Origin of the sequence: Streptosporangium sp. OZ121, assembly GCF_051918885.1 — a bacterium.
In the GTDB taxonomy this organism is placed as follows: domain Bacteria; phylum Actinomycetota; class Actinomycetes; order Streptosporangiales; family Streptosporangiaceae; genus Streptosporangium.
This window is the reverse complement of sequence record NZ_JBPXMC010000008.1, coordinates 276,657-294,342: the sequence shown is the minus strand read 5'-3', so window position 1 is coordinate 294,342 and position 17,686 is coordinate 276,657. Positions and strand designations below refer to the sequence as shown.

Below are 17,686 nucleotides of genomic sequence, written 5' to 3'. Positions count from 1 at the left end.
CAGGCGACCGCGTGACCCGGGGATCCGCGAGTGACCGTGTGAGCGGCGGGGGCCCCGTGAGCGGGCGGGAACGATACCTCGCCACCCGGGTGCTGAACGCGCTCCTGCGCGAGGACTACGGCGGCCTGGCCGGGCGGGTGACCCGCGGCAGGGACGGCGTCGCGCTGGTCCTGCCCGGGGGCAGGCGGGTCCGGCTGACCCCCGGTTCGCTGTTCCAGGACTTCGTGGCGGCCCCGGAGGAGGCACTGCGCCTGGAAGAGGTCCTGAGCACCCTGCGGGAGATCTCCGCTCCCGCCGACGCCGCCGGGGTCGAGTCGTTCGTCACGGAGTGCCGCGAGGCGCTGCGCGCCCTCGACCTTCACGACGTGCACCGCGAGGAGGTGCTCGCCAGGCTGGATTCCACCATCGCCGCCGTACGTCCCGCCGCTCGCCCCGGTCTCACGCGTACACCGGACCAGGGCCAGAGCCAGGAAAGCGGGCATACGGCGGGGAACGGGACCGCGCGCACGGCGGGCGGCGGGAGCGGACGCGACGGCATGTGGTACGAGACGCTGGCCGCGTTCGTCGATCACCCCGTCTACCCGACGGCCCGGTGCCGGATCGGCCTGTCCGACGAGGAGCTGACCGCGTACGCGCCGGAGTTCGCGCCCTCCTTCGAGCTGCGCTGGGCCGCGGTGCCGCGGGAGCGGCTCACCGGGGCGGAGATGCCGGGGGCGCCCGGGTTCCCCGCCGTCGGCCTGGCCTCGGAGCTCGCGGAGACCCACGTGCTGTTCCCCGTGCACCCGCTGACGGTCCCCGCGGTCGAGGAGATCCCGGGGACGGTCGTGGCCCCGCTGGCGCGCCTGGAGGTCAGGCCCACGCTGTCGATGCGCACGGTCGAGATCGCCCCGGGCACGCACCTGAAGCTGCCGCTGACCACCAGCACCCTCGGGCTGCGCAACCGGAGGTCGCTCAAACCGGACACTCTCGCCGACGGGGCGCGGGCCGAGCTGCTCCTGCGGGCCATGCCCGATCCGGAGGTGCTCCTGGCCGACGAGCAGACGTACGGGCACGCCGGGCACGAGTACCTGGGCTGGCTCCTGCGCCGCCACCCCGCGGGGGAGGTCGTCCCGGTCGCGGCGCTGACGGCGCCGCTGCCGGGGGGCGGGCTGGTCGTGGAGGAGCTCGCGGGAAGATGGTCCGGCGGGGACGTCGCCCGGCTGCTCGGCCGGTACCTGCGGGTGCTGTTCCGCTTCCACGTGCGGCTCTTCGTCAGGTACGGCACGGCGCTGGAGGCCCACCAGCAGAACCTCTCGCTGGTGTTCGGAGGTGGGGAGGCCACGGGTGGCGGCGCCACGGGCGAGGGGGTCGTACGGCTGCTCGTCAAGGACAACGACGGCCTGCTGACCTCGCCCGACAGGCTGAGGGACGCGGGACTCGCGGTGCCGGACCTCGCCGACGCGCGGATGTTCACCGACGACCCGCACGCGCTCGCCGACGTGTTCGTGACCATCACCCTGCACCTGGCCGCCGCCGCCGTGACGTTCGGCGCGCTGCCGCCGCCGGCGGCCTCCGAGCTGGTCCGCGGCACGCTCGCCGAAGCGCTCGACGAGTACGGGGAGGATCCGATGGCCAGGCTGCTGCGGGCCAGGACCCTCGACGCCGCCCGGCTCGTCGGCAAGTCGATGATCACCGCCGGAACCCTGGTGGACAAGGCGCGCACCGGTGCGCGGGACGTGAACAAGTTCTACGGCACGAGCGGGCCGAACTATCTCCGCCAGCCCTCCCAGATCACGCAAAGGACGACATGACGAGCCTCGCCCTCGGCTCACCCGCCGCCGTCGCCCTCGCCGAGGAGGCCTCGGTGTCGGCGCTGCTGCGCTGTTGCGTAAGGGAGATCGCGGGACCTCGCGGGCAGGTCGGGTACGAGGAACCGTACGTGCTGCTGCGCGTCGCGGGCACCCGCCTGCGGGCGCGTGCGCACGGCGGGCTCGCGCTGCGCTTCGAAGGGCGGCCCGAGTGGCTGGAGAACGACTCCTGGCAGCCGCTCTCGGCGGACCTGCTCGTCCGGCTGGTGGAGGCCGAGCTCGGCGAGAGTGACGGTGGGGGTGAGGGCAACGACGAGTTCGGCGCCCAGGTGGCCGCGAGCAGGGACGCCCTGGCGACGCTGATCGCGGCCCGGCGGGAGGTCCCGCCGCCCGCCGACCCGTGGCTGGCCTCGGAGCAGGCGCTGGTCTTCGGGCACCCGTTCCATCCCAGCCCGAAGGCGCGCGGCGGCGAGGGCTGGCTGCGCTACGCGCCCGAGGCGCACGCGAGTTTCCCGCTGCGGCTGCTCGGGGTCAGGGACGACGTGCTGGCCGAGGCGGGCGACACCGGCGCGCTCGACGAGCTCGGCCAGGCGCCGCCCGGCTACTCGCTGCTGCCCGCGCACCCGTGGCAGCTGGAACTGCTCGCGGCGGACCTGGCCGCGCCGCTGGCCGACGGCCGTCTGGTCGACCTGGGCGACAGCTCCCGGACGGCGGTTCCCACGTCGTCGGTCCGCACGGTCTACGAGCCGCTGATCGACCGGTGCCTGAAGTTCAGCCTGGACGTGCGGATCACCAACTGCGTGCGGAAGAACTCCTGGTACGAGCTGGCGGGCGCGGTCGAGCTGAGCCGCCGCCTCGAACCGGTGTTCCTCGACCTGGCGGCCGCCTTCCCCGGCACCCGCTGGCTGCCGGAACCGGGCTATCGCTCCGCGGAGCTGGGCACCCGGCTGCTGGAAGGGCTCGGCGTGATCGTCCGGATGGGCCCGTGGTCGGTCTGCAGGCCGGGGGTGACCCCGCTGCTGAGCGGGGCGCTGGCCGCCGGGCGGTGCGCCGACCATGGCCGGGTGGCCGGTGGCCGATCCGGTGCGCTGGTGGCGGGCGTACGTGGAACGCGTGGCGCCGCCGGTGCTCGACGCCTACCTCGGCCACGGCGTGGTGCTGGAACCCCACCTGCAGAACGTCCTGATCGGCGTGGACGCGGAGGGGCTGCCCGTGGAGGCCGTCTTCCGCGACCTGGAGGGCACGAAACTCGTCGCCGGGCGGCACGACCTGTCCGGGTTGCCCGGCCGGGTCGCCGAGGCGCTCACCTACGACGCGGCCTCCGGCTGGAACCGGGTGGTCTACTGCCTGATGGTCAACCACCTCGTCGAGATCGCCGCCTCCCTCGCGGGGACAGGGTCCACCCGGGAGCTGTGGGCGGTGGCCGGGGAGGTGCTGGCGGGGTACGCGGCGTCGCGCGGATGGCCCCGGCCGCTGTCGGACCTGCTGTCGGGGGCACCGCTGCCGGCCAAGGCCAACCTGTCGGTCCGGTGGGCGCGCTCGGCGGACCGCTCCGCGGGGTACGTGACGGTCGCCAACCCGCTGGCCACGGCCTGAGCGGCGGGGAGAGCGGTGGTCACCGCCCTCCCCACCCTCCGTGTCAGCGGGGATAGACCTCCAGCTCGTAGAGGGAGTAGCCGTACGACGTGCCGCGCGTGACGCCCTGCATGCGGACGTAGCGGGCACTGGTCGGGGTGAACCTCACGTTGTCCACCCCGCCGTTTCCGGTGGTGGTGGAGTGGACGGTGGTCCAGGTGGAGCCGTCGGCCGAGGTCTGGATCGAGTACGCGGCCCCGTAGGCCGCCTCCCAGCGCAGCAGGACCCTGGAGACGGTCGTGGCCGCCCCGAGGTCGACCTGGAGATACTGGTTGTCACTGGAGGAGCTCGACCAGCGGGTGGTGGGGTTGCCGTCGACCGCCCTGCTCGCCGGGTAGAACAGCTGGGTGCTCGACGCCCTGGCGCTCTTGCCCTCCGCCACGTTGGCGATCGCCTCGCCCCGGTGGGCGGGGAACGACACGACCTGCTGGTAGGTCGGCCGGTTCTGCCAGGAGATCAGCGAGTGCGTGATCCCGCCGAGCGGTGAGTGCTCGATGGCGTCGGAGCACCACTGGTCGCCCGCCGAGCACACGTCGTCCGCCGGGTAGGTCGTGGTCGCGGGCTCGGCGAGCGCCGCCGCCAGGCTCTCCAGCAGCACGGTACGGCAGCCGGCCACCGTGCCGTTCCCGCAGTACCTGGCGGGCAGCGGCCCGGAGACCGGGTCGCCGAGCACGCTCCTGACGTCCTTGCTCACGTAGCCCCACCAGCCGTACTGGAACGCCGACCCCTTGTGCGCCTGGGCCTCGTTCGCGGAGGTGGGCAGGGTGGACAGGTCGCCCTGCTGGTGGCCGGAGGGTGACTCGTTGATCTGGATGGCGTTGACCACCGACTGGTAGAGGCCGTCGCCCAGCCCGGGCCTGAACTGCGCGCGGACGAGCTTGGGCCACCACGCGTCGAACGCGCGGATCGCCTCGGCGTGGGCGTACGCCTTGCTGCCCGGCGAGGTCTCCAGCCTCCGGGAGCCCGCCGACGTCCAGGCCGACAGCTTGGCGACCGCCGAGGCGAGGACCGGGTCGGTCACCGCCGCGCTGTTGATCACCCGGAGCAGGTCGGGCAGGACCTTCTTGCCGCGCAGGTCGGTCACGGCGGCGTCAGCCATGATCTTCGTGGTGCCCGCCCGGTCGAGCTTGCCGCCTCCCGACAGGGCCGCCTTGATCGGGGCGTCCAGCAGGTCGGCCCGGTGAACCGGCCCGAAGCTGAAGTTGCCGTCCGCGGCGCCGTAGTCCTTGGCCTGCTTGTTGTTCCAGCTGACGAAGTAGTCCTGGTTCACAGCCTGCGGGTGGGTGGCGGGGGCCGTGTAGGTCGCGGTGTTGGCGGCCGGGTCGTAGCCCGCCCACTCGTGGGCCGCGTCGGCCGTCATCGGCAGGTTCGGGTCGGACACCGCGGACCTGACCGGGGTGTCGCCCGACATGAAGTACGCCGAGTCCCTGGAGTTGACGTAGAACCAGTTGAACGCGAAGCCGATGGTGGAGGCCGAGTTCGTGAACGCCGCCGGATCGCCCATCTGGGCCGGGTCGTTGAACATCTGGAAGCCGATCGCCGAGTCGACCTCGTGGTGGTACGTCGACCGCAGCGTGGTGAAGGCGGTGGGCTGCCCGCCGACGGTGCCGCGCCAGCTCACCAGGCCGTACTTCGTGCGCTGGATGACGAGGTCGTAGGAGCCGCGCGCGGTGGAGTCGGCCACGGTGGGCTTCCACGAGTTGGTCTTCCTCAGCGTCTCCATCTCCGTGCAGACGCCCCGGTAGAGGTAGTGGTTGGACGCCGTGGTGACCGCGCCGCCGCCGGGCTCGCAGAGCTGGAGGGCGTAGGTGTCGGTGAGGTCCTGGCCGCTGGAGGTCGCGCTCCAGGCGTAGTCGGTGCCCCGGCCGAGCAGCACGTAGAGGTTGAGCCCGGCGAAGGCGGCGCCGCGCGCCCGGATGCCGGGTCCGGAGAGCTCCTGCAGCATGAGCAGCTGGGGGGCGAAGTAGCCCGTCTGCGGGCCGAACACCGCGACCGGGTTCCCGGTCGACGACTTGGCCGCCGACACCACCACGGCGTTGGACATGCCGGGCTTGGAGTTGTCGACGAGCAGTCCGTCGAGCACGCCCTCCTCGGCCGTGGCCGAGGAGGTGGCGGCCGAGGTGGCGGAGCCGGTCTCGTTCGCGGTGATGTCGACGGGCGCCGTCGACGGGTCGGGGAGGACGACCCCGGTGGCTCCGGCGGGCGCGTCGCCGAACGGGAAGCTCTGGCCGTCGTGCAGGGTGAGCGTCGTCTCCGGGTCGTTCTGCGCCCGGAAAGCCGCCCAGACCTGGTCGCCGGCCGCGGTGCCGTACTTGGCGCGGGCCGCGACCCGCACCAGCGCGGACTGCATCTCCGCCCCGCCGCCGCCGCCGAACAGGCCGCCGATCACGCCGGAGATCGCGACGAGGTCGGTCATGGTGAAGTCCACCGGGCCGCCCGCGTTGGTGATCGCGTCGAGGTGCCCGGTCAGGACGTACTCGCCGGGGCAGTTGCGGTCCGCCATGCAGCGGTCGATGTAGGCGTTGACACCGGCGATGTAGTTCTGCACGTCGGTGTAGAGCTGCGCGCCCCGGGGGCCGGAGTCCCTGACCCTGTTGATCTGCGCCTGGAGGTCCGCCTCGGTGTAGGGGGAGTTGCGCCACGCGCTCTGCTCCAGCGCCCGGTTGCCCGGCGCGCCGCCGGCGAACGGGGTGAGCTCGCCGCGGCCCACGTGCCGCATCAGGTCCATCACCCACAGGCGGTCCTGCGCGCCCGCGTACCCGGCGCCGAACATCGTGCCCTCGCGAGTCGTCCCGGTGATGTGCGGGACACCGGTCGCCCTGTCGCGGACGATCGTCACATCCGATCGCGGGCTCGTGGTGCTCTCCACCTGTCCCGCGGGGACGCCGAACGAGGCGTCGTTGAAGAAGTCGGCGATCTGGTCGTTGGTCAGGCCGGTGTAGCCGGACAGGAGGTTCGCGTACCTGCCGAGCTGGTCGTCGCTGTGCCTCGGCTTGGTGCCCAGAGTCTGGTGGGCGAGGATCCCGGCCAGGGTGGCGTTGCCGTTCTGCCCCGGGGGCAGGATGTCGGAGCACTCGCCGAGGCAGTAGTCGTCGGGAGGGAGAACGGCCGCCGCCGTGGTGCTGGACGCGGTTTCGGACGCGGTTTCGGACGCGGTGGCGGATGCGGGCACGACGGGGGATGCCAGTGCGAGGACCAGCGACAACCCGGAGGCCGCCGTGATCACCCGCCGGAGACGTGCATGCATTGGGAGGGTCCCCTAAACATGAGTCTTACTCGGATGGTGAGAGGAACATACGTTCCGCCCAACACCGAATCAATGGCCGCTGTGATAATCGCCCGTACCACTTGTGACTCGTTGTCAGAGGAGCCGGTCGACCCTCTCGTGGAGCCGGGAGGCCGGGGTCAGGTCCGCACAACCGACGGCGGTCCCGGAGCGGGAGACCTCTCACGCGGCCCACACCGTCCTGCCGTCTCCCTCGGCTTCGACGGGAACGACACCTCAGCGGCCGGATCTCGGCGACGCTGCGGACATGCCGTCCCCGAGAAGCCAGGACTTGCCCGCGGGAACGTCCTGCCGGTCAGCCCGGTGTCTGTAGGTGCCGGAGCCCGCGATCGTGATCGTCCTGGTCGTCATGAAGGACAGGTCGGTCGGGACAACGCTTTTCAGCTCATCGGGGACGTTGGTCCGGTAGTAGGTCGCGGTCAGGTCGGAGGCGGTCGCGCCGAGGACGCCGGTGGTACGGCTCTCGCTGCATTCGCCGATGTCGACCGGCACGACGAAGTCGTCCTCCGCCGGAGGGGTGAACACTTTCTCGCCGTAGTCCAGGCGGACGAGCCTGGCGACCTTCACACCGGTCGAGCCCTTCATCCGCTGGGTCACCGCCTCGGCGGGCGTTCCCGCCGTGACCGCGTCGCCGCCTCCGCAGCCGGCCGTCAGGGCAAGCATCAAGACGCTCGGTCCAGCGCCGGTTACCGCCATATGTGACCGATTCGGCGACCTACACCCACCCCGACCCCCTCTGTCCGGGTAACGGGGGGTCAAGGCGGTGATCGCCCCATCTCGCTACCAAGACGCGAAAGACTCTCTAAGATCAAACCCAGACAAATGTGGGAGAGTCTGGAGAAACCGTGGATGATCAGGCTTCGCCGGCCGGGGTTGACCCGAGTGTGCCCAACGTCGCCCGGATGTACGACTACTACCTGGACGGCAAGGACAACTTCGCCGCCGACCGGGCCGCGGCCGAGCAGATTCTGAAGCTCTTCCCCGACACCCGCGACTCCGCGCGGGAGAACCGGGCGTTCCTGGCACGTGCCGTACGCCATCTGGTCGAATCGGGTGTCCGGCAGATCGTGGACCTGGGCTCCGGGCTGCCCACGCGGGGCAACACGCATGAGATCGCGCACGAGAGCGCGCCCGACACCAGCGTGGTCTACGTGGACTACGACCCCGTCGTGTGCGCGCACAGCCGGGCGATCCTGGGCAAGGGCGACAACGTCACCGTCGTGCAGGCCGACGTGCGTGCCCCGGAGACGTTGCTGGCCGAGCTGCGCGAGCACGTCGACTTCGACCGGCCCGTGGCGTTCCTGCTGCTCGCCATCCTGCACTTCGTCCCGGAAGAGAACCCCGACGGCGCGGGCGCCTACCAGATCGTCGAGCGGCTGCGCGAGGCGAGCGCGCCGGGCAGCTACCTCGTTCTCAGCCACGCGATCGACCCCAGCGCCGACAGCACGCCGGAGGCGCTGGAGGTCTACAAGCGGGCCACCGAGGCGCTGAACCTGCGCACGCGCGAGGAGATCGCCCGCTTCTTCGACGGCTACGAGCTGGCCGAACCCGGCCTGGCGTTCCCCCAGGACTGGCGCCCCGTCGATCCGCCCCTGATCGGGGAGCGGAACACCTCGATCGGCTACGTCGGAGTGGGCCGCAAGCTCTGATGCTCACGCCCGCCCGCCCGGCGCGCGTGACGTGCCGGGAGGGCGAACGGGGCCGTGTGGGCGCGGTGGTGTCAGCCCTTGACCGCGCCCGAGGTGAGCCCCTCCACGATGTAGCGGCGCGCGAAGGAGAACAGCACGAGCGTCGGGATGACCGAGACCACCGTCGCGGCCGCCATCGGGCCCCAGTCGATGTCGTACTGCGTGATGAACGAGTTCATCGCGACCGGGATGGTCTTGGTCTCCTCGCTGTCGATGAAGGCGATCGCCAGGAAGAGCTCGTTCCAGCACTGCACGAAGCCGAAGATGAAGGTGGCGGCGATCCCGGGCAGCATGACGGGCACCACCACGCGCACCATCGCCGCCAGCCGTGAGCAGCCGTCGACCATGGCCGCCTCCTCCAGCGCGGCGGGGACCCGTTCGTAGAAGCCGCGCATGATGATCGTCGAGAACGGGACGAGCATCGCGACGTAGACGAGCATCAGCCCGCTCAGCCGGTTGAGCAGGTCGAACCCGGACATCATCAGGTACAGCGGGCCCAGCGCGATGAACAGCGGGATCATCTGGGTGACCAGGTAGGCGAGCATGAGCGCCCCGCGCCCCGGGAAGTGGAAGCGCGCCAGCACGTAGCCGCCCAGCACCCCGGTCGCGGTGACCACCGCGGCCGAGACCAGCGAGACGATCAGGCTGTTGCCGAGATACGTCCCGAACGAGGCGAAGGAGAAGAGCTCGCGGTAGTGGTCCAGCGTGGCGCTGCCGGGGAGATAGCGCAGCGGCACCGCGAAGATCTCCGAGGTGGGCTTCAGCGAGGTGATCAGGATCCAGTAGAGCGGGAAGACGGTGATCAGCAGCCAGACGCCGAGGACCACGGCCTTCGCGATCCGGGCGGCCGGCGGGGCCGGGCGGTTCACGGGTCAGTCCCTCGCCTTCTCGAACCGGGTGGCGTTGAGGTAGAAGATGCTGAACGAGAGCAGGAGCCCGAGGACGAAGATCCCCACCGCGCCGGCCTTGCCGTAGTCGCCGTTCTGCACCTGCTCGATGAGGTAGGTCGTGGCGATGTGCGTGCTTCCCGCGGGACCGCCGCCGGTCATCGAGTAGATGAGGTCGGGGAAGTTGAGGATCCAGATGACCCGCAGCAGGACGATGAGCACCAGCGTGGTCCGGATCGCCGGCAGCGTCACATGGCGGAACTGCCGGAAGCGGGAGGCGCCGTCGACGTCCGCCGCCTCGTACAGCTCGCGGGGCACCGACTGGAGCGCCGCGATGATCATGATGGCGAAGAACGTCACGCCGTACCAGACGTTGGCGATGATGATCGAGGCCATCGCCCAGCCGGGCGAGGAGAGGAAGGGGATCGGCTCGTCGGCCAGGCCGGTTTTGATCAGCAGGTCGTTGACGACGCCGAACTCGCCGTTGAACATCCAGCGCCACAGCAGGCCGATGAGGAAGCCCGACATGGCCCAGGGGAAGAAGACCCACGCCTGGTAGAGCCCGCGACCCCGGAAGTGCCTGCGCAGCAGCAGGGCGAGGCCGAAGCCGAGCACGAGCTGGAACACCACGGACACGGCCACCCAGATGCCGGTGTTGGCCAGCGCGGTCCAGAACTGGTCGTCGCCGAGGACGGCGCGGAAGTTCTCCAGCCCGACGAACGGCGTGGAGGTCAGGTCGAACAGGTTGTAGCGCTGGAACGCGAGCACGCCGCCCCGGATCATCGGGTAGTACGTGAACACCGCGACGAACACGACCCCGGGCAGCAGGCAGAGCGCGATGAAGCGGGCCCGCCTGGCGTCGAAGACGGGCCGGGTCGCGCCGCCGGTGCCGCCGGTGCCGCCGGTGACCCGCCCGCGCGACCCCGCCTTCCCGACCACCGTCACGAGGTCTTCTTCGTCGCCTGGTCCGTCCAGAACGCGTCCCAGGCGGCCAGGACGTCCGCGGCCGTCTTGCCGCCGGTCAGCAGGGACTGGATGTCCTTGTCGGCGGCCTGCTGCCACTCGCTCCAGCCCGGGTAGTCGACCGGCCGGATCGTGATCACCTGCTTGTCGTCCTGCTGGGCGTCCAGGTACGCCTTCCAGGCTCCCTGGGAGAACTCGGGGTCCTGCTCGGCGGCCTTGGCGATCGGGATGAGCGAGTTGCCCTTGGCGAACTTGATGCTCTGCGCGCTCTCGCTGAGGAACTGGACGAGCTTGGTCGCCTCGTTCCTGTACGTGCTGAAGGACGTCACGCCCCAGCCGGCGTACCCGACGGGCTGCAGCGCGTACCCGCCAGGGCCCTTCGGGATCGGCGCGGCGCTCCATCCGTCCTTGGGCACGCCGCTCTCCTGGATCGTCTTGATCACTTCGGGGTCCTGGATGAGCATGCCGGTGACGTTGGAGGTGAAGCCCTGCACCATCTCCGGGAAGCTCCACGAGACCGAGTCGGCGGGGGACGCCTCCTTGAACAGCCGGACGAACAGGTCCATGGCCTGCGCGGCCTCCGGCGTGGACCAGATCGTCTTGCCGTCCTTGAGGAAGAACGACTTCTCCGGGTCCACCTTGTCGCCGTTGAAGGCGCTGACGATCAGGACGGCGTAGTCGAAGCCGCCCTTGCCGCCGCGGAAGGAGTATCCGTAGCGGCGCTTGCCCTTGTCGGTGAGCCGCTTGGCGGTGTCGTGCACCTCCTGCCAGGTGGCGGGCGGCTGTGCGACGCCGGCCTCGCGCAGCCAGTCCGAGCGGTAGAAGAGCACCTTCTCGTAGAAGCCGTAGGGGATGAGGTACGGCTTGCCGCCCACCTCGACGGCCTTCTTCTGGGCGAGCTCGGTCAGCTCGCCCCAGCCGGGCCAGCCCTGCGTCGGGAGCTCGGCGAGCCAGCCGTTGTTGGAGAACGACTTGGCGGTGTGGTCGCGGACCTCCAGGACGTCCACGCCCTTCTTGGTCTGCAGCACCTGGGTGATCTTCTGGTCGGCGCTCTCCAGGGGCGGCGAGATCAGCTCGACCTTGACCCCCGGGTTCTGCCGCTCGAAGTCGGTGATCAGGCTCCTGAGGAGCTTGGTGCGGTCCGGGCTGGTCAGGCTCTCGATCATGCGCAGCCTGACCGTGCCCGCGGCGTCGTCGGCGCCGCAGGCGGCCAGTGTCATGGTCAGCACGCCGACCATCAGGGCGGCGAACCTGGGGGGTGTTCTCATGGTCTCCCCAACGGGGTTGGCTCAACGGAGGGCAGTGCCTTTGACAGCGCTGTCACAACTCTGGATGACGGGGATGCTACGGAGCCCTCAGTGGTCCGTCAAGACTTCTCCAGGGCGTTCGCGAGATCGGCGATCAGCGTGGCGGGGTCCTCCAGCCCCACCGAGAGACGGACCAGACCCACCGGGATCTCCATGGTCGCGCGCACGGAGTCCAGCGTGGTGAGCGCCGGCGCGTTGACCAGGCTCTCGTAGCCGCCCCACGACACCCCGATGCGGAAGTGGCGCAGCGCGTCCACGAACCGGCCGACCTCGGCGACGTCCTCGGTGTCCAGCTCGACGCTGAAGACGCTGGAGAAGCCCGTCATCTGGGTGCTCGCGAGCTCGTGCCCCGGATGGCCCGGCAGACCCGGGTGGTTGACCGCCCGGACCGCGGGGTGCTTGACCAGGAACTCCGCCACCCGCAGCCCGCGTTCCTGGTGTGCCGCCATGCGGATCGGCAGGGTCCGCAGCCCCTTGATCGCCTTGCTCGCCTCGTGGGCCGACAGCGCGGCGCCGTACAGCTGGTACTCGGTCAGCGCCAGCGGCCTGACCAGGCGCGCGGGACCCGCCACGACGCCGCCGACGAGGTCGCTGTGGCCGCCGATGTACTTGGACAGCGAGTGCACGACCAGGTCGACCCCCATCGTGAGGGGCTTTTGGAAGATCGGCGTCGCCCAGGTGTTGTCCATCACGGTGGTCAGGCCGCGGCCGCGCGCCCACTCGGCGAAGGCGCGGATGTCGATGACCCCGTAGCGCATGTACGAGGGTGACTCCAGGTAGAGCATCCTGCTTTTCGGCTTGACAGCGCTATCAAGAGCGGCAGGATTATCGGTGTGCACCGTCGTATGCGACACCCCGAACTTCTCCAGGTAGCGGAGGAACTGGGTGGTCGGACCGTAGACCGCCCCGAGCACGATCACGTGGTCGCCCGCGGAGACCAGCGAGGAGATCGTCGCGGCGATGGCGCCCATGCCGGAGCCGAAACACTTGGCCCGCTCCGCCCGCTCCAGCGCGGCGAGCTTGCGCTGGAGCAGGTCCACCGTGGGATTGGTGCCGCGCGAGTAGACGTAGTTCTCGTCCTCGGCCGCGAGGCTCCGCGACAGCGCCCCCGCCGTGGGAAAGGTGAACAGGGAGCTCTCGAAGACCGGCGGGTTGACCGCGCCGAGCATCCAGGGCTCGTCCTCGCCGTACCGGCTGCAGATCCAGTTGTCGTCGATGTGTTCGTACATGACTGCGCAAGGTACAACATGTTCCGGAAGATCAGCTCGACCAGTCCGGGAAAAGGGTGGGGATGAGCCCTCGCAGGACCACGATGGCCGACGTCGCGCGCCACGCGGGAGTCAGCCTCAAGACGGTCTCCCGGGTGGTGAACCAGGAGCCCCACGTACGGCAGGACGTGGTGCGACGCGTCCAGGACGCGATCACGACGCTGGGGTTCCGGCGCAACGAGGCCGCCAGCCGGCTGGCTCGGGGCGGCTCGGTCCTCACCCTGGGCCTGGTGATCGAGAACATCTCCAACGAGTTCTACTCGCGGCTCGCCAAGGCCGTGGAGTCGGCCGCCTCGGCGCACGAGGCCCTGGTGGTGTTCGGCAGCTACGAGGAGCGGGCCGACCGCGAGGTAATGATCATCGAGACGATGTACGGGCGGGGCGTGGACGCCATGGTCATCGTCCCGACCGCCGGTGACCACTCCTGGCTGGCGGAGTACGTCGCGAGCGGGCTCACCGCGGTCTTCGTCGACCGCGTGCCCGAGGGGATGGCGGAGGTGGACACCGTCCTCCTCGACGCCGGCGCGGGCGGCCGGATCGCCACCGAGCACCTGCTCGCGTACGGCCACCGGCGGATCGCCCTGATCTCGGACAACGACCCGTTGAGCTCGGTGCACGCCCGGGCCGAGGGGCACCGCGCGGCGCTGCGCGCGGCCGGGGTCGCCGCGGACCCGGCGCTGTGCGTGACCGGCGTGTTCGACCCCTGGCGGGTGGAGCAGGAGGTGCGGCGGCTGCTCGCGCTGCCCGACCCGCCGACCGCGTTCTTCGCGACCAACAACCGTGCCGCGCTCGGCCTCGTACAGGCCCTGCGCGACCATCCGGGTCCCCGCCCGGCCTTCGTCGGCTTCGACGACTTCGAGATGGCGGGGGTCCTCAACCCGGGGATCACCGTGGTCCGCTACGACGTCGGCCGCCTCGGCAGCGCGGCGGTGGAGCTCCTGCTCGACCGGCTGCGGGATCCCGCGCGCCCGAGGCAGCAGGTGACCGTGCCGGTCGAGCTCGTCGTCCGCGGTTCGGGAGAGCTGCCACCGAGGTGACGCCCGCGCGGGCCCGGCGGATCAGCCGGGACGATCAGCGGAGGGCCGGCACCGACTCGACGAGGGTGACGAGGCCCCGCTCGTCGAGGAGGTTGACAGGGCGGACCGTCTCGTTGAGCAGGACGTAGTGGAAGGCCGCGCTCACCCGGTCCAGGGGGACGGCGGCCAGGTGGGACCAGGCCAGCCGGTAGGCGGCGAGCTGGACGGAGGCGGCGGCCTCGGCCTTCTTCCCCTTCGGGCGACGGCCGGTCTTCCAGTCGACGACCTCGTAGCGGTCGTCGGAGATCTGGAAGACCGCGTCCATCCGGCCGCGGACCACCCGGTCGGCGATCATGGTCTCGAAGGGGACCTCGACGTCGAACGGTTCCCTGCCCGCCCACTCGCTCTCCTCGAAGCGGGCGCGCAGCTCGTCCAGGTGGGCGTCGGTCTCCTCGAAGTCGTCGGACGCGCCGGGCAGCTCGAACTCGTCCATCAGCCGCTGCTGGCCCCAGCGCCCCTCCAGCCAGCGGTGGAAGGAGGTGCCCCGGCGCGCCAGCGGGGCGGGCTTCTTGGGCACCGGGCGGCGGATCTGCCGGGCCAGCGCCTTGGCGTCGGAGGCCAGGGTGACGAGGGAGGACACGGTCAGGTGGGTGGGCAGCTCCACCCGGCCGCCACCGCGCCGCCGGTTCAGCTCCCGCTCCCTGAGCAGGAGCTCGATATCGCGCTCCCACGCCTTCGCGCGCTCCCTGTCCCACCCCCGCAGGTCGGCCGTCGGCACCGGCCGCCGCTCGGGCGGCTCCCCGGCCTCGGCCTCGAACCCGGCCCAGGGCTCGGACTCGGCCTCGGCCTCGGTTCCGGATTCGGGTTCCGCGGTCACCGCCACCGGCTCGGCCCCGCCCTCGGACACCGATCCCGCCCCGGATCCCCCGGATACCGGCGCGAACCAGGTTTCCGATCCGGACCCGGCCTCGGGCAGCGTCCCGGACACCGTCCCGGCCCCGGCCGGTTCGCTCCGCCGGGCGGGGGACACGGCTCCGGACGCTCCGGGAGAAGCGCCCGTGTCCTGCGGATCGGCGGGGAACGGCACGTCCTCGTCCTCCGGATCCGCCGGGAAGGACTCGTCCCAAGGGTCGCCGGGAAAAGGCACGCTCTCGTCGTCAGGGAACGGCACGTCCGCCTCCCCCGGGAAAGCCTCCGGGGACTCCGGGAAGGGGACATCCTCGTACGCGGACGCGGAACCGGCCCCGCCCCCGGAGGCCGCGCCCCCCGCCAGAGCGGCGAGGGCCGCCTCGACCATGGTGGCGCCGTCGAGGACCGCCGCGTAGCGGACGTCCTCCGGGGCGATCGGCCATACGGACTCGGCGGGCTCGGCGAGGAGCGGGTTGGTAGCCCCCTCCTCCGCCTCGGGAGCCCAGAAGGCCACCCGGCCGCAGGTCTCGCGGATCTCCACCAGGAAGTCGGACGGCTCCAGCGGCTTGGCCGCGGTGCCCCAGCGGTAGCCGGAGGCGATCAGGAGGTAGTGGGCGCGGGTGACGGCGACGTACGCCAGGCGGCGCTCCTCCAGCAGGTCGCGGTCGCGGCAGCGCTCGTCGAAGTCGGCCAGCTCCTCCTTGGCGAGCCCGGCCAGCTCCGGCAGGTCCGAGGCGTCGCCGCGCAGCGGGTAGGGCAGCTTGCGGGGGTTCTCCGTCCACTTCGGGCTGGTCGTGGGGCGGGCGGGGAACATGGTGCCGACGGTGAGCGTCCCGGCCTTGGACAGCGCCTGGGACAGGCCGGGCACCACGACGACCGGCCACTCCAGGCCCTTGGAGGCGTGCACGGTCATCAGCTTCACGCTGTTGCTCTCGCCCACCCGCCCGGCGTCCAGCCCGTTCTCCTCCTCGTCGGCCGCCTTCAGGAACGCCAGGAACGCGCCCAGCGTCGGGTCCTCGGAGTCGCCGGCGAACCGGGCCGCGGCGTCCAGGAAGGCGTCGAGGTCGGCGCGGGCGGCGAACGGGCCGACGGCGGTTCCCCTGGCCGCCACCTCGATGTCCAGGCCGAGCGTGCGCTCGATCTCCAGGATCAGGTCGGGCAGCGGCTGGCCGGTGTGGGCGCGCAGCACGCGCAGCTCCTGGGCCATCGCCACCAGCCGCACCGCGGCCAGGGGGGAGAACAGGTCCTGCCACGCGGGACGGTCGGGCAGCTCGTCGAGGGCGTCGACCAGGCTGCCGCGCTCCTCGGCCATGTCCGCCACGACCTGGTCCAGCGGGTCGGCCACCGGCGAGGAGCCCTCGCGGGTCTCCCGGTTCAGCTCGCGGGCCCGCTCGCCCAGCTCCTTGAGGTCGGCGGGGCCGATCCGCCAGCGCGGACCGGACAGCAGCCGCACCAGGGCGTCCCCGGCGCTCGGGTCGTAGATCACCCGCAGGGTGGAGACGATGTCGGCCACCTCGGGCACGGTGAGCAGGCCGCCCAGACCGACGATCTCGACCGGGATGCCGCGCGCCTCCAACGCCCTGCGCAGCGCGGGGAACTGCGAGCGCTTGCGCGCCAGGATCGCCACGTCGTGCGGCTGGAGACACTGCGGGCCGCCCCAGGCGCTCTGCTTGGCCCTCTTGCGCTCGCCCTCGCCCCAGGGCATGCCGTCGGGCGCGCTCTCCGCGCCCAGCACCCTGGCGATCCCCGAGGCGATCCACTCCGCCTCGTCGTCGGCGGTCTCGTGGAAGGCGCACACCACCCGGCCGCGATCGACCCGGTTGCCGCCGGGCACCAGGACCGGCACCTCCCTGGCCTCCATCCGCAGCGGCAGCTGGAGCCGGGCGGCGACGTCCAGCACGGCGTCGCCGTTGCGGAAGCTGACCGACAGGCGGTTGATCGGGGCGAGCTCTCCGGAGGCGGTCCTGAAGTCGCGGGGGAAGCGGGTCAGGTTGCCCGCGGAGGCGCCGCGCCAGCCGTAGATGGACTGGCAGGGGTCGCCCACGGCCGTCACCGGGTGGCCTCCGCCGAACAGGGCGCGCAGCAGGACGAGCTGGGCGTGGCTGGTGTCCTGGTACTCGTCCAGGAGGACCACGGCGAACCGCCCGCGCTCGATCTCGCCGACGTCGGCGTGCTTGGCGGCGATCCTGGCCGCCAGCGCCATCTGGTCGCCGTGGTCGACGACCTCCCTGCTCCGCTTGAGCCGGTCGTACGCCTCGACCAGCGGCAGCAGCTGCTCCCTGACCCGCTGGACGGCCAGCGGCCTGCGCTGGTCCTTGACCGGCGTGCCGGGCAGCGCGGCGTACCGGCCGGCGAGCCAGGCGCCGACGTCGCGCACGTCCTGCGGGGTGCGCAGGTGCTCGGCCAGCTCCCCGGCCAGCTCGAGCACCGCCCGGGTGACGGTCGCCGGGCTCCACTCGACCTGCTCCATCGGCCCGTCGTACGCGCTGACCACCCGACCGGCGAGCTGCCAGGAGACGGCAGGGGACACCAGGCGCATGGTCGGCTCCAGCGCCTCGCGCAGGGCGTGGTCGGTGACCAGGCGGGCCGCGTAGGCGTGGTAGGTCGAGATGGTCGGCTCGCCCTCCATCAGGTCGGCGGGCACCTGCTTGGTCTCGACCAGGCCGTTGAGCCGCTCGCGCACGCGCGCGGCCAGCTCTCCGGCGGCCTTCCTGGTGAACGTCAGGCCGAGCACCTGCTCGGGGCGGACCAGGCCGTTGGCGACCAGCCAGACGACGCGCCCGGCCATGGTCTCGCTCTTGCCCGACCCGGCTCCGGCCATCACCACCATCGGTTCGAGACCGGCCTCGATCACGGCGGCCTGTTCGGGGGTCGGCGGCAGGATGCCCAGCTTGGCGGCCAGCTGGACCGGGCTCAGCACGTGGCGCCCCCGTGCCGGGC

At 71.6% G+C, this 17,686-nt stretch carries 11 protein-coding genes and 1 pseudogene; 5 read left to right on the top strand and 7 right to left on the bottom strand.

Annotation, left to right across the window (positions count from 1 at the left end; translation table 11 throughout):
• Window positions 1-56: 56 nt before the first annotated feature.
• The 3 genes and pseudogenes from ACTOQ1_RS18125 to ACTOQ1_RS18115 all read left to right on the top strand — a co-directional run bounded on the left by ACTOQ1_RS18125 (window position 57) and on the right by ACTOQ1_RS18115 (window position 3,383).
• Window positions 57-1,790, top strand: coding sequence for an IucA/IucC family protein (locus ACTOQ1_RS18125; protein WP_440068542.1), 1,734 nt, complete (start codon window positions 57-59; stop codon window positions 1,788-1,790).
• Window positions 1,787-2,764: pseudogene (locus tag ACTOQ1_RS18120) on the top strand (IucA/IucC family protein); the annotation flags it as partial. The gene ACTOQ1_RS18125 and the pseudogene ACTOQ1_RS18120, both read left to right, overlap by 4 nt.
• Window positions 2,765-2,843: 79 nt before the next feature.
• Window positions 2,844-3,383, top strand: coding sequence for an IucA/IucC family C-terminal-domain containing protein (locus tag ACTOQ1_RS18115; protein ID WP_440068540.1), 540 nt, complete (start codon window positions 2,844-2,846; stop codon window positions 3,381-3,383).
• A 43-nt stretch (window positions 3,384-3,426) separates the two neighbouring features.
• Here ACTOQ1_RS18115 and ACTOQ1_RS18110 read toward each other — a convergent pair whose 3' ends face one another.
• On the bottom strand, window positions 3,427-6,669 hold the full coding sequence (locus ACTOQ1_RS18110; RefSeq protein WP_440068539.1) for a penicillin acylase family protein: 3,243 nt from the start codon (window positions 6,667-6,669) through the stop codon (window positions 3,427-3,429).
• 255 nt (window positions 6,670-6,924) lie between these two features.
• Entirely contained in the window at window positions 6,925-7,371 is a 447-nt protein-coding gene (locus ACTOQ1_RS18105; RefSeq protein ID WP_440068537.1) for a hypothetical protein, read from the bottom strand.
• A gap of 182 nt (window positions 7,372-7,553) precedes the next feature.
• On the opposite strand from ACTOQ1_RS18105, the gene ACTOQ1_RS18100 reads away from it, so the two are divergent.
• Window positions 7,554-8,357, top strand: a complete 804-nt coding sequence (locus tag ACTOQ1_RS18100; protein ID WP_440068536.1) for an SAM-dependent methyltransferase — start codon at window positions 7,554-7,556, stop codon at window positions 8,355-8,357.
• 71 nt (window positions 8,358-8,428) lie between these two features.
• Here the strand turns inward: ACTOQ1_RS18100 and ACTOQ1_RS18095 are convergent, their stop codons facing one another.
• From ACTOQ1_RS18095 to ACTOQ1_RS18080, 4 genes are all read right to left on the bottom strand, one after another.
• Window positions 8,429-9,265, bottom strand: a complete 837-nt coding sequence (locus ACTOQ1_RS18095; protein WP_440068535.1) for a carbohydrate ABC transporter permease — start codon at window positions 9,263-9,265, stop codon at window positions 8,429-8,431.
• A 3-nt stretch (window positions 9,266-9,268) separates the two neighbouring features.
• Window positions 9,269-10,228, bottom strand: a complete 960-nt coding sequence (locus ACTOQ1_RS18090) for a carbohydrate ABC transporter permease (protein ID WP_440068534.1) — start codon at window positions 10,226-10,228, stop codon at window positions 9,269-9,271.
• Complete coding sequence (locus ACTOQ1_RS18085; protein WP_440068532.1) at window positions 10,225-11,514, bottom strand: ABC transporter substrate-binding protein; 1,290 nt, start codon at window positions 11,512-11,514, stop codon at window positions 10,225-10,227. The genes ACTOQ1_RS18090 and ACTOQ1_RS18085 overlap by 4 nt, the downstream gene beginning before the upstream one ends.
• 98 nt (window positions 11,515-11,612) lie before the next feature.
• Entirely contained in the window at window positions 11,613-12,782 is a 1,170-nt protein-coding gene (locus ACTOQ1_RS18080) for a trans-sulfuration enzyme family protein (protein ID WP_440068530.1), read from the bottom strand.
• 62 nt (window positions 12,783-12,844) lie between these two features.
• Here ACTOQ1_RS18080 and ACTOQ1_RS18075 point away from each other — a divergent pair, with 62 nt between their 5' ends.
• On the top strand, window positions 12,845-13,858 hold the full coding sequence (locus ACTOQ1_RS18075; RefSeq protein ID WP_440068528.1) for a LacI family DNA-binding transcriptional regulator: 1,014 nt from the start codon (window positions 12,845-12,847) through the stop codon (window positions 13,856-13,858).
• A gap of 34 nt (window positions 13,859-13,892) precedes the next feature.
• On the opposite strand, the gene ACTOQ1_RS18070 is transcribed toward ACTOQ1_RS18075, so the two are convergent.
• Window positions 13,893-17,666, bottom strand: a complete 3,774-nt coding sequence (locus ACTOQ1_RS18070; protein WP_440068526.1) for a UvrD-helicase domain-containing protein — start codon at window positions 17,664-17,666, stop codon at window positions 13,893-13,895.
• Between the last annotated feature and the right edge of the window lie 20 nt (window positions 17,667-17,686).